The 12233-nt window shown below is 67.9% G+C and carries 11 protein-coding genes and 1 pseudogene; 2 read left to right on the forward strand and 10 right to left on the reverse strand.

What is annotated here, in order from left to right; translation table 11 throughout:
- Positions 1–583, reverse strand: a pseudogene (locus F3J10_RS06165) (efflux RND transporter periplasmic adaptor subunit); the annotation flags it as partial.
- A 49-nt stretch (positions 584–632) separates the two neighbouring features.
- Entirely contained in the window at positions 633–2108 is a 1476-nt protein-coding gene (locus F3J10_RS06170) for a TolC family protein (RefSeq protein ID WP_167241652.1), read from the reverse strand.
- 234 nt (positions 2109–2342) lie between these two features.
- Between F3J10_RS06170 and F3J10_RS06175 the strand changes: the two genes are divergently transcribed.
- Positions 2343–2657: a hypothetical protein gene (locus tag F3J10_RS06175; RefSeq protein WP_025102016.1), complete on the forward strand. Its 315-nt coding sequence runs from the start codon at positions 2343–2345 to the stop codon at positions 2655–2657.
- A 290-nt stretch (positions 2658–2947) separates the two neighbouring features.
- Here the strand turns inward: F3J10_RS06175 and F3J10_RS06180 are convergent, their stop codons facing one another.
- Positions 2948–5206 (reverse strand): molybdopterin-dependent oxidoreductase, encoded by a 2259-nt coding sequence (locus F3J10_RS06180; protein ID WP_167241654.1) that lies wholly within the window; start codon positions 5204–5206, stop codon positions 2948–2950.
- Between the two features lie 102 nt (positions 5207–5308).
- Here F3J10_RS06180 and F3J10_RS06185 point away from each other — a divergent pair, with 102 nt between their 5' ends.
- Positions 5309–5899, forward strand: a complete 591-nt coding sequence (locus F3J10_RS06185) for a TetR/AcrR family transcriptional regulator (protein ID WP_105827340.1) — start codon at positions 5309–5311, stop codon at positions 5897–5899.
- A gap of 51 nt (positions 5900–5950) precedes the next feature.
- On the opposite strand, the gene F3J10_RS06190 is transcribed toward F3J10_RS06185, so the two are convergent.
- From F3J10_RS06190 to F3J10_RS06220, 7 genes are read right to left on the reverse strand one after another with little or no spacing between them, the layout of a single operon-like run.
- Positions 5951–6844 carry a PfkB family carbohydrate kinase gene (locus F3J10_RS06190; protein ID WP_167241656.1) on the reverse strand — a complete coding sequence of 298 codons (894 nt, stop codon included), beginning with the start codon at positions 6842–6844 and terminating at the stop codon, positions 5951–5953.
- Positions 6841–7686, reverse strand: coding sequence for a BtpA/SgcQ family protein (locus F3J10_RS06195; RefSeq protein WP_025100112.1), 846 nt, complete (start codon positions 7684–7686; stop codon positions 6841–6843). Before F3J10_RS06195 ends, F3J10_RS06190 begins: the two co-directional genes overlap by 4 nt.
- 38 nt (positions 7687–7724) lie before the next feature.
- Positions 7725–8372, reverse strand: a complete 648-nt coding sequence (locus F3J10_RS06200) for a TenA family protein (protein WP_043278644.1) — start codon at positions 8370–8372, stop codon at positions 7725–7727.
- Positions 8369–9376 carry an ABC transporter permease gene (locus F3J10_RS06205; RefSeq protein ID WP_167241658.1) on the reverse strand — a complete coding sequence of 336 codons (1008 nt, stop codon included), beginning with the start codon at positions 9374–9376 and terminating at the stop codon, positions 8369–8371. Before F3J10_RS06205 ends, F3J10_RS06200 begins: the two co-directional genes overlap by 4 nt.
- Positions 9376–10158: an ATP-binding cassette domain-containing protein gene (locus tag F3J10_RS06210; RefSeq protein WP_063617792.1), complete on the reverse strand. Its 783-nt coding sequence runs from the start codon at positions 10156–10158 to the stop codon at positions 9376–9378. The genes F3J10_RS06205 and F3J10_RS06210 overlap by 1 nt, the downstream gene beginning before the upstream one ends.
- A gap of 16 nt (positions 10159–10174) precedes the next feature.
- Complete coding sequence (locus F3J10_RS06215) at positions 10175–11128, reverse strand: substrate-binding domain-containing protein (RefSeq protein WP_166914911.1); 954 nt, start codon at positions 11126–11128, stop codon at positions 10175–10177.
- Between the two features lie 20 nt (positions 11129–11148).
- A complete protein-coding gene (locus F3J10_RS06220) occupies positions 11149–12165 on the reverse strand; it encodes a LacI family DNA-binding transcriptional regulator (RefSeq protein ID WP_167241660.1) in 1017 nt (338 codons plus the stop codon).
- Between the last annotated feature and the right edge of the window lie 68 nt (positions 12166–12233).

Genomic DNA, 12233 nt, shown 5'->3' on the forward strand with positions numbered 1-12233 from the left:
TGACCAGCTGGGCGAGCGCGGCGCCGGCCTGGACCTGGTCGCCGGGCGTGACGCCGATCTGCGAAACCACCGCATCGGCCGGCGAGACGATCGTGCGCGGACCCGCGACGATGCCCTGGCGAGCCTGCTCGGCCAGCGCCTGACGCGCGTCGAGCTCGGCCTTGCGCGCGGCCGCGAGCTGGGAGCGGGTGGCCAGCCCGTCGTTCAGCAGCGCGACGGTGCGCGCGAGTTCGTCGCGCGCCAGCGCCGCCGCGCTTTGCGCCTGCGTCAGCGCGATCACCGCGGCCGGATCGGCTTCGACCACCAGCAGCGCGGTGCCGCGCGAGACGCGCTGCCCCGGCTGGGCGAGCACCCGCGTGACGCGGGCCATGTAGGGCAGGCTCACGGTCAAGGCGCTGCCGGCCGAGGCGGCGACGATGCCGTAGGCGACGATCAGCTCGGCGGCAGGGCCTCGCGAGACGGGCGCGAGCTGGACCGCGACGGAGGCGCCGGCGTCGGCTTGCGCGGCGACCGGAAGCAGGGCGATGGCGATCGCCAGCGCGAGGGCTGGCTGCGTGAGGCGGGCAAGGGGCAGGGTAGGCATGGTAATGGAAGGGCAATGGCGGCGCGACGCGGGCGATGTCGCGCGGGGATCAACGGGAAGCGAGCGCGCGGGCGGTGGGCGTGGCGGCAGCAGCCTCGCCCGGCCGGTTTGCCGCCTGGGCATCAGGCGCGGCGTCGGTGTCGGGGATGGCGCCGCCGAGCAGGGCCTGCAGGCCGATCCGCTGTTCGGCCAGCGCCTCGCGCTGGGTCGCGATATCGATGCGGCGCGCCAGCTCGGCGGCGACGGCATCGCTCATCTGCTGCAGGGTGATGTCGTGCGCGGCGTAGGCCGCGCGCGCATGACGGGCGGCGGCGGCCAGCGCGGGCAGCGCCAGTTCCGAGCGCGTCAGCTGCGCGGCCGACAGCGCGGTATCGGCGCGCAGCTGGGCGAGGTCGGCGCGGGCCGAGGCCAGGCGTGCCGCGTATTCGTCGGCGAGCCGCTGCCGGGTGGCGGTCTCGATCGCGATATTGCCGCGGTTGCGGTTGAAGATCGGCAGCGAGAAGTTGATCTGCAGGCCGCTCGTGTAGATCTCCGAGGTGTCGCGCGCGCGGGTGAAGCCGAGCTGCAGGCTCGGGAACTGGTTCAGGATCGCCGCGCGCAACCGCTGCTCCTGGGCCTCGTAGCCGGCCTCCAGCGCGATCAGGTCGGGCCGCCGCTCGGGCAGGGCGGCCAGGGCTGCGTCGAGCGTCGCGTCGGGCAGCGCGGCGAAGGTATCGGTGCCGGTCAGGTCGAGCCGCACCTCGGGCGCCAGGCCGAGCAGCAGGTTCAGGTCATGGCGGGTTTGTTCGCGCGCATGGGCCATCTCCGCGGCCTGGCGCTCGGCATCGGCCAGGACCAGCCGGGCGGCGCTCGCCAGGTCCTCGGTCGTATCCTGTCGCGCCAGCGCGCGCTGCAAGGCGGCCAGCCTGGCGCGATTCAGTTCGCACTGCGTATCGAGCAGCGGCAGCATCGCCTCCTCGAAACGCGCCTTCACGAACAACTGCCGGGCCCGCGTCACGACCTGCCATTCCTGCCACAGCAGCGCGAGATCGAGCTTGCGGACCGTGGCATCGGCGGCCGCGCGGTTGGCGCCGCGAGTGACGATCGCCATCACGTCCATCGCCAGCCCATACGAGAACGCGCGGGCCAGGCCGAGCTGGCCGGGGTAGTCGCTCGACAGGCTGATCTGCGGGTCGGGCAGCAAGCCGGCGGCGAAGGCCTGCGCGTGCGCGATGCCGAGATCGTCGCGGGCAAGGCGCAAGTCGGGGTTGTTCGTCACCGCCAGCATCGCGACCTCGTCGATGTCGAACCCGTCGGACGGATCGAAACGATGGGCGGCCAGCGCGGGCAGCGGCATGCTGGCCGGATCGACGCTCAGGCGTGCCAGGTCGGCCGCGCCGGTCGGCTTCGCATGCCGTGCCAACGGCTGCGGCCGGTAGGACTGGCAGCCCGCCGTCAGCAGTACGCACGAGGCGGCCAGCGCGGCCAGCAGGGCCGGGGCGAACGCGGCGCGGCGGCGCGACACGCGATGGAAAATGCGAGGCAATCTAAGCTCCCTGGACTCCAGAATGACGAGCGATGGATTCTCCAGGCCCGGGCATTAAGGGAGGCTTAATTGCCTGCGGATCGGCTCGCCGCGCGGCATCCGGAATGGATCGGGGCTTGGCTTATGGCAGGCTTAAAACCGGGCGCGCGGCGAAAAAATATTGTGCTCAAGGCGTCAGCCGGCCTGGCCGATAAGCAACTGCCGAATTCCGGCATTCACTCAGGAGAATGATTCATGGCCATTCAGGCGATTTCCAGCCAGGCTGCCGGCGTGCCCGCGTCCGGCACGAATCCGCAAGCCGGCACGGCCTCGCGCGCCGGCAGCACCGCGGAGACCACCGAGACGAGCGGCAGCGCGCGCGCGGCGAGCGCCTCGACGAACGGTGCAAGTGCCGGCACCGCGTCGTACACGGTCCGGATCAGCCAGGCCGCGCATGCGGCGCTGGCGGAAGCCTCGGAAACCTCGGTGCAGACGGCGCAGGAAGCCGGTCACGGCGACCTGCAGGCGCAACACCTGCTGGCGAGGGAGCAAGCCAACCGGACCGCGTGAGCGGAGCCCGCGCGGGTGTCCATGGGATGGGCGCCCGCGCGGCCGATCTCACCTGTATTCGTTCATGCCGATCGTGACCCGGCCGGGCTTGTTCATGGCAGGCTCCACCGCGTTACGCCTCGACAGCATGCGCCTGCGGCAGGCCTGAACCGGACATTTCTAACTGGCCCAAACCGGACATTACTAAATAGCCCTGACAGACAAATTGTCGTTAATTAGGATTATGTCAAATAACGTGGAAGGCACACACCCTTGCCGAGCCTGCGTGCCTTCACCTCCATCGCATCACATCATGTCAGCGCCGTCAGGCTAACCGGAACATGCTTGTGAAACGGCGTCCTGATCAGCGGATCGCAGTTGTCGCCGGGCGTCAGGCGATTGATCTGCGGGCCGACCGGTTTCTCGCCCTGGAATCGCAACCCGTAACCGTGCGGCAGCGTAACGAATCCGACGCGCGTATCGGCATCGATCTGGACATGCACCTCGATCTCCCCAACCCGCGAGCGGCACATGGCGCGTCCTCCATCGCTCACGCCGAAGGTTCGAGCGTCGTCCGGATGAATGCGCAGTGAGCCATGCGGGTCCTGCTTGCGCCAACCGGGATCCCGATAGATCTGGTTGGCGTTGTAGGTTCGACGCTCGCCGGCCATCAGCACGAGCGGAAATTCCGCGTTCGCCGCCGTTCCTCCGTCATCAGGCAATGCCCGCAATTGCTCGATCATTTCCGTTACGGCCAGCTGGATGCGTCCGCTCGGATGTTTGATCAAGGACCACACATCCTCCATTCGATGGCGGCTCAGCACGATGCCCTGGGGGTTGTCCAGGATGTGATTGAAGAGACGCGCGCCCAGCGTGAATTTGTTGCCCTCCAGGCCGGTCCGCAACACGGCATCGCGGTGCTTGCGCGCGAAATCGATCGTCAGCGCCAGGAGCGGCGCGGCCGACGCGAGCGCTCCCAGCCGCCGGCCCAAGGTCCGGTAGACGATGCTGGCGGCGTAAGGCGCCAGGTCGCGACGGCGTCGCAAGGTGGCAACCAGCGCCGCCATGAAAAACATGTAGTGGCCACCTCGCCGGCTATGACGGCTGGCGAACTCGAGCAACGGCAGGCGCTTGGGAAGCTTTCCCATTTTCTCCAGCAATCGCGTGTAGATCTCCGCCTCGGGCAGCGATTCGCCCGTTGCGGGAAAAAGCGGTTGGCGCAAGTGGAAATAATTTTCCGGGAATTCCAGGTTGAATCCGGTCGCCTCGCATTTTTCGAATTGCGACGCCGCCGGCAGGACGTAATGCGCGTGACGGGCCGTTTCGGTCATGGCGACGTCGACCACCACCAGCAGGTCCAGTTTCGCGAAGGCCGTCTCCAGCGCTCCCGTGTCGGAAACCGTCAGGGCCGGGTTGCCGCTGTCGACGAACATCGCGCGAATCCGCTGGTCGCCATCGTTGTCGATTTCGCTGGCCAGGATATTGGGCGGAAAGAAGCCCGACACCGCGAACATCTTGTGACGCACCGAGCGCACCATCCTGGGATTGCGCTCGTCGGTATCCGTCATGACAGGCAACAGTGACGCGTGAAGGTTGTTGCCGCCCTGGATGCCGAAATTGCCCGTCACCAGGAACAGCAGTTTTTCCAGCCAGGAGTTGAGCGTGCTGTTGCGGCTCTGCTGCAACCCGAGGTCGATGCGCAGGCAGGCGCGCGACGCGCGTGCATAGCCGCGCGCGACCGCCTGGACGTCAGCCAGCGAAACATCGGCCAGCGCCACGTACTGCTCGATCGGGACGGCGCGCAGCGCCTGCTCCACCTCGTCGAATCCATCGCAATGCGCGCGCAGGAAATCCCGGTCGTGCAGCCCTTCCCCGATGATGATGGCCAGCATCGCGGCCATCAGATAAGCATCCGTTCCAGGCCGAAGTTGAAGATGGATGTCGGCCAGCTTGGCGGTTTCGGTGCGGCGAGGATCGATCACCACCAGGGTTCGGTTCGGATCGCGATGGATGTGCTTCAAGGTATCGCGCGCGTTGGGAATGCCATGCGCCTGATACGGATTGGCGCCGATCACCAGCAGGTAATCGCTGTGCTCCACATCCTCGGTGGTATGGCAGCTCTGCTTGCCGAACATGCGCCCGTTCAGCCAGAAGTCGCCGGTCTTTTCCTGCGCCAGGGCGTTGTAGGCATACCAGCTTCCCATCGCCTTCATCAATTGCCGGCTATAAGGACTGCCGAGATGATTCCCCTGCCCGCCCCCGCCATACAACGCGAAGGCGGTGCCGCCATGCTGCTTGCGGATCGCATTGAGCTGCGCCGCGATCTCGTCCAGTGCCTGGTCCCAGCTCACGCGTTCGAAGCTGCCGTCGGCCAGCCGTTTGAGCGGATGGTGAAGGCGGTCGGGATGCGACTGGTAATGGGTCAGTCGCGCGGCCTTCTGGCAGATATAGCCCTTGCTGCTGGGCGTGGCTTCGTCTCCCCGGATTTTCCTGAACTGCCCTGCCTCGGTTTCCACCGACAAGCCGCAGTTGCGCGAGCACAGGATGCAGGCGGTATGTAGGGTAGACATGAGTTCTCCTGAGGAAACAGCGCTACCCAAGTTGGATAGCTTTCGCTATCCTATGAAGCCTGTAGCATTTGGTCAACGTCGCCAACCTCAAATTTTTTCACCATGCGCTACTCGCGGGAACACAAGGAGGAGTCGCGTCGCCGGCTCCTGGCCAGCAGCGGCAGGCATGCGAAGAAGAACGGGTTTTCCGCCTCGGGGGTGGATGCCCTGGCGGCATCGGCCGGCGTGACGATCGGCTCGCTCTACAAGCACTTTGGTACGAAGAATGCGTTGTTCGCCAGCATCGTCGAGATGGAGATCGGGCGCACCATCGCCTGGTTCGAGAGCTTGCGAGAGCGCGGCGCCCCCGCCCTGAGCAAGGTACTGACGTCCTATGCGAGCATGGACCACCTTCGGCAGCCGGCGGAAGGCTGCATGCTTCCCGCGCTCAGCGCCGAGGTGGCGCGCTCGTCCGACGAGGTCCGCGCGGCGTTCGAGGCAGGCATGCTGAGCCTCAAATCGATCATGAGCGAACTGGCCGGCTCGGATCAGGCGGCGTGGGTATTGATCGCGCAAAACGTCGGCGCGGTCATGATCGCGCGAGCCATGCTCGATGAAGACAGGCAGCGCGAACTGCTGAACGCGGTCCAGGCCGCGAACCGCGGCCTGATCGAGGCGGCGCCGGCCGCGCCTGCGCCGACCCAAGCCGATTGAGGCGGCCCCGGGGCCGACATCCTGGATGGGCGAGAGCCCGTTTGCCTCGGCTCAGCCCATCGCCGCGGCCAGTTCCTCGACCGACGGAATCGCCAGATAGGTGCCGCTGCGCTCGACCGTCAGCGCCGCCGCGCCCTGTGCCGCCGTGATCGCCCGCGCCAGGGGCTCGCCCGCTGCTAGGCCGGCGACCAGCACACCGCAGAACACGTCGCCCGCGCCCGAGGTGTCCCTGACGTTCGCCGGCACCCCGCCATGGCGCGTACTGCCCGCCGCATCCACCAACAAGCAACCGCGAGCGCCAAGCGTGACGATCACCCAGGCGGGCCCGCGCGCGAGCAGCCAGGCCGCGCCGGCCTCGACGTCCGCCATGCCCGAGATGCCGATCATCTCGCCTTCGTTCGCGATCACGCCCTCGCACCGTTGCAGAACCTCGGGGCCGTCCCAATGCCACGGCGCGGCGTTCACCACCACACGGGCGCCGCGCGCGCGCGCGTGCTCGGCCAGCGCGCCGGTGACGGCGGAGGAAAGATTGCCTTGCATCAGCAGATAGTCGCCCGGCCGCAGATCGTGCAGATGGTCCTGCAATGCTTCCGGCGGCACGGCCTGGAGGCAGCCGACGGTGGTCACGATGGCGTTCTCGCCGTCCGCCGTCACGGTCAGGATCGACATGTCGGTGGCTACCGGCAACTGCAGCATGCGCAGCGCGGCGAAGGGCTCGCGCGACAGCGCGCCGGCCAGCTCGCTGCCGCTCGCGTCGGTGCCGAGCGCCGACACGAACACCACCTCGGCGCCGGCGCGGCCGGCCGCCACCGCCTGGTTCAAGCCCTTGCCGCCCGGCGCGCGCACGATCGAGCGGGCCAGGATCGACTCGCCGCGCCGCGCCGCGCGCTCGATCGTCAAGCTCACGTCGGTGACGGCATTGCCGAGCACGTAGACACGCGTCATGAGCGTGCCCTGTCGGCCGCGCTCATGAATTCGCGCAGCCGCGCGGTGTCGACGTCGTTCCACCACAGGCCGTCATGCTTGAGGTAGCTGGCGACGATCACGGCATCGGCGATGCCGAACATGTCGCCGACGTTCTCGGGCGTCACGCCGGAGCCGACCACCACCGGCAGCGAGGTGCCGGCGCCGATCGCCTCGAGTTCGTCGAGGCTGGCGGAGTCGCCCGTGCGCTGCCCGGTCGCCACCGCCGCGTCGGCGTCGAAGAATTCCACGTCGCGCGCCAGCTCGGGAATCGAGCGATCCGCGGTGATCGCGTGCGCGCCGTGCTTGACATGGACATCGGCGAAGATCTTCACCTCGCGCGCATGCAGCCAGGACCGATAACGCGTCGCCTGCGCGGCCGGCCCCTCGACGAAACCCTCGTTGGCGATATAGGCATTGGCCCACTGGTTGACGCGGATGAACGAGGCCGAGGCTGCCTTGGCGATCGCCAGCGCCTGGATCGCGCCGTTGGCCAGCACGTTGATGCCGATCGGGCAGGACACCGCGCGCTTCACGGCGGCCGCCACCACGGTCATGGCCGCCACCGTTTCCGGGCCGATATCGCCGGGCTTGGCGAAGGGAATGTCGCCGTGATTCTCGACGATCAGCCCGTCGACGCCGCCGTTCACCAGCAGGCGCGCCTCGTTGACGGAGAACGCGACGATCTCCTCGATGCCCTGCCCCTGGTAGCGCGCCGAGCCCGGCAGCGGCAGGCAGTGCAGCATGCCGATCACGGCCTTGCGGCGGCCGAACAGGGTTTCGATGACATTGGGTTTCTGGTCGAGCACCAGCTTCTTCTGCATGATCCGTGGCTCCTGATTCCGATGATTAGGACGAGGGCTTATTGGTAGGCGGCACTATGGAAATCGATCTCCAGCGCCAGGGCTTTCGCGAACACCGCGTTCGCGCCGGCGAAATCGAAGTGTTCGTCGGGAATCGAATCGATCTGCTCGCGCAGCCAGAGCGCCTGCCGGGTGAAGGCCTCGTCGGCATGCAGGTCCACCCAGGCCCGGATGCCGGGATGGCTGATGGTCTTGCGCGCGGCCGCGCCGCACCATTCCGAATACATCCATTCCGCGCACATCATGGCGACGATCGCGTCGTGGTAGCTGCCGTTCGCGGCGATCTCGAGCATGCCGCGATCGAAGGCCCGCACCGGCTCCGGCAGCACCGCCTCGGGCGGCAGCGCGGTGATGCCGAGCCGCGCGAACATCGCCTCGAAATAGGGAATCTGCTCGGTGGCCAGCGCGTGCAGCACGCCGGCCAGCCAGCGCTTGCTGGCGAAATCGGGCGCCTTCACCAGGGCATGGCCGAAGATCGTGACGGCGGTCTCGACGAAGCGGTGCTCGTAGCGCAGGTAGTTGGCGAATACCGCGTCGGGCAGCGCGTCGGCCTGGATGTCGGCCACGAAGCGGTGCGCCTGCATGGCATCCCAATGCGCGAGGTTGTGGGCGCGCAGGCGCGCCGAATGAGACGGATGCTCCATCATTTCCTTCCTTTGCGCGCCGAGCGCAGCTTGCCGAATACGCGCGTGTTGGACCAGATGGCGAGCAGGATGATGATCCCGGTCACGATCTGCGTGAAGAACGGCGAGACGTGCAGCAGGATCAGGCCGTTGCCGAGCGTGGCGATGGTCAGCGCGCCGAGGATGGTGCCGACCACGGTGGCCCGCCCGCCCATCAGCGAGGTGCCGCCCAGCACCACGGCGGCGATCACGTCGAGCTCGAAGCCCGAGGCCGCGTTCGAGGAGCCGGAGCCCAGCCGCGAGGCCAGCACCAGGCCGGCCAGCGCGGAAGCCAGGCCCGAGATCACGAACACCGAGGTCTTGATGCCCAGCGCGGGCATGCCCGCGCGCCGCGCCGCCTCGCTGTTCGAGCCGACCGCGATCACCTGTCGTCCGTAGCGCGTCCGGTTCAGCGTCACGTAGCCGGCCACGGCGGCCAGCACCGCGATCAGGGCCGACACCGGAATGCCGGCCAGCGTTCCCGCGCCGAACACGTCGAAGCCGGTGCCGGGCGCGATCGGGATCGAGAAGCCCTGGGTGGCGTACAGCGCGATGCCGCGCAAGGTGGTCAGGCCGGCCAGCGTGACGATGAAGGACGGTATCGCCTGGCTGGCCGAGAACCAGCCCTGCACCCAGCCGATGCCGGCGCCGGCCAGCAGCGTGAGCACGAAGGCCAGCGGCCAGGGCAGCCCCGCCTGCATGACCAGGGCGGCCAGCGAATTGGTGAGCGCCACGATCGCGCCGACCGACAGGTCGATGCCGCCGGTCGCGATCACGAAGGTCATGGCGACGGCGACGATCATCATCGGCGCCAGTTGCCGCAGGATGTTCAGCAGGTTGGCGCCGGTCAGGAACACCGGCGTGCTCGCGCCGAACAGCAGGCAGCAGAGCACGAAGAACACCGCGATCGACGCCACCTGCGCATGCGAGAGCAGATAGTCCTGGTAGCGGGCGCCGCGTTGCCGCTCCGTGTAGGTCGAGGTATCCATCAGTGCCGTCCTCCCACGATCAGCCGGACCAGTTCCTCGAGCGAGGTATCGGCGATGCGCCGCTCCGCGACCTTGGTCCCTTCGTACATCACCGCGATGCGGTCGCACACGCGGAACAGGTCTTGCAGGCGATGCGTGATCAGCACCACCGACACGCCCTGCGCCTTGACGCGATCGATCAGCGCCAGCACCGCCTCGACCTCGGCCACCGCCAGCGCGGAGGTGGGCTCGTCCATGATCAGCACGCGCGGCTCGAACGAGGCGGCGCGCGCGATGGCGATCGCCTGGCGCTGGCCGCCCGACAGTTGCTCGACGTTCGCGCCGAGATCGGGAATGCGGATCTTCAGGTTGGCGAGCAGGCGCTCGCCCTCCTCCAGCATCTGGCGACGCCTGAGAAACCCCCTGCTGCTGATTTCCCGGCCCAGGTACAGGTTGCCGGCCACGTCGATCGCATCGCACAGGCTGAGATCCTGGTAGACCATCTCGATGTGCCGTCGCCGCGCGTCGGCGGGGTCGGCCAGCCTGACCGCCTCGCCGCCGACGAAGATCTCGCCGCTGTCGGGAATGTAGGTGCCCGCCATGATCTTGGTCAGCGTCGACTTGCCCGCCGCGTTGTCGCCGATCAGGCCCAGGCACTCGCCCGGATAGAGATCGAGATCGACGCCGCGCAGCGCCTGGAACGAACCGAAGGAGATGCGGATGTCGCGCAGCGACAGCACGGGCTGCCGCGCCGGCGCGCTGGCCGAACCCGCCGGGCTGGCCGCCGGTTCGAGGGGGTCCATGTCGCTCATCTCGGTCTCACTTCCTGAACTGGGCGCGATACGGATCGACGCCGGCCTTGGTCACGATCGCGACCGGTACCGTGATGACGGGCTGGACGGGCTTGCCGTGCTGGATGTCGTCGAGCGCCTGGATCGACGCCGCGCCGATCGCGGCCGGATCCTGCTGCACCACGCCGAGCACCACGCCGCTGTCGAGACCGCGGATCACCTCGGCCGCCAGGTCCCAGCCGACCACCTTGATCTTCTGGTTCATGCCCTGCGCGTTGATGGCGGCGATCGCGCCGAGCATGGCCGGCTCGCCGGTGGCATAGATGATGTTCAGGTCGGGATTGGCCGTGATCAGGTTCTCGGCCGCCGCGAGCGCCACGTCCTGGCTGTTGCGGCCGTCGACGGTGCCGGCGATCGAGATGCCGGGCGTCTTCGACCACTGGCCGACGGCGGCCTTCAGGCGCGCGTTCTGGATCGTCGAGCTGAGCGCGCCGATCACGCCGATCCTCGCCTTGCCGCCCAGTTGGCGCTTCACGTAGGCGGTGGTGAAATCGGCGATCATGCCGCCGCCCACGGCGTTGTCGACGCCTACCTGGGCCTTCTGCGGCCCGGGCGGCAGCACCGCGTCGATGCCGACCACCGGGATCCCGGCATCGGTGGCCGCCTTGATCGAGGCGCGCAGGCCGTTGACGTCGATCGCGTCGACGGCGATGCCGTTGACCTTCTGCTGCGTGTAGTCGTCCATCGCGTTGTTCTGCGCGCTGGGCGCGTCGTTCGCGTTGAACACCACCAGCTTCGCGCCCAGCTTGTCGGCCTGCTTCTGGGCACCCTCGCGCATCTGGTTGAAGTAGGTGGCCTGCTGATTGATCAGGATCAGGCTGTAGGTGGGCGCCGCCACGGCCGTGACGGCCACGGCCGACGAAGATAGTAGCAGTCCTAATATAAAATGATGAAAACGCTTCCCGCCGACGATGCTTTTCATGACGACCTCCAGGGTAAGGGTTATCGGTTTACCGGTGACGAAACGGAGCCGCGCACGATCAGCTCGACCGGCAACCTGCATTCCGCCTGCCCGGCCGCGGCTTGCGGCTCGGCCAGGGCCAATTCCACGGCTTTCCTGCCCATCTCCCGGATCGGCTGCCGAATGGCCGTCAGGGGCGGGTTGAACAGATGCAGGGGGCCCGCATCGTCGAACACGATCAGCGACAGCTCGCCCGGCACCGACACGCCGGCCGCCTGCAGGGCTTCCAGCAGGCCGAAGGCGATTTCCCCGCTGGAGATGAAGACCGCGGTGGGGCGCTCGGGCGACTGCAGCAGCTCGGCCGCCGCCTGCCTGCCGAATTCCGGCGAATAGGCGCCGAAGCTTTCCATCACCACCTGGGCCCCGCCGGCGCCGGCCGCGTCCCGCAGGCCCTTCAGGCGCTCCGCGGTGCTGCGCAGGCGCCGCGGGCCGCCGACGAAGGCCAGGCGCCGATGGCCGAGCGAGGCGAGATAGTCGCCCGCCAGGCGGCCGCCGCCTTCGTTGTCGCAGAACACTTTCGCGCAGGCGATACCCGGCACGTCCTCGTCGATCAGCACCAGGCTCGGCGCGTTGCGCAGGGCCTCGCCCAACTCGGCCGTGTCGTGATGGCCGCTGACGAACAACAGCCCGCTCACCCGGTTGCGCAGCATCCGGTCCACATAGGCGACCTCGCGCGCGGCGCTGTTGGAGGTCGCGCTCAGCAGCACGCCCTGCCCTCGCTCGTCGGCGGCCTGCTCGACAGCCGAGGCCAGCGCCGCGAAGAACGGATTGGCGATCTCCGGAATCACCAGGCCGATGGTGTCGGAACGCCCGCGCCCGAGGCTGCGCGCCAACGGGTTCGGCGTATAGCGCAGCGCGACGATCGCGGCGTCGATACGCGCCGTGGTGGCGGCCGGCAGCTTGATACCGGCGTTGAGATAGCGCGACACGGTGGACGGGGACACTCCCGCCGCCGTCGCGACATCGCTGAGACTGGCTCCGTACTTCGTTTTTGCCAAGGTTCCCTCTAGGAAAACGCTTTACTAAATCGCTTTCCTATTCGAATTGGCCATAATCGCCGTGTCAA

Source organism: Burkholderia sp. Cy-637, assembly GCF_011753175.1.
Classification (GTDB): Bacteria; Pseudomonadota; Gammaproteobacteria; order Burkholderiales; family Burkholderiaceae; genus Burkholderia; species Burkholderia gladioli.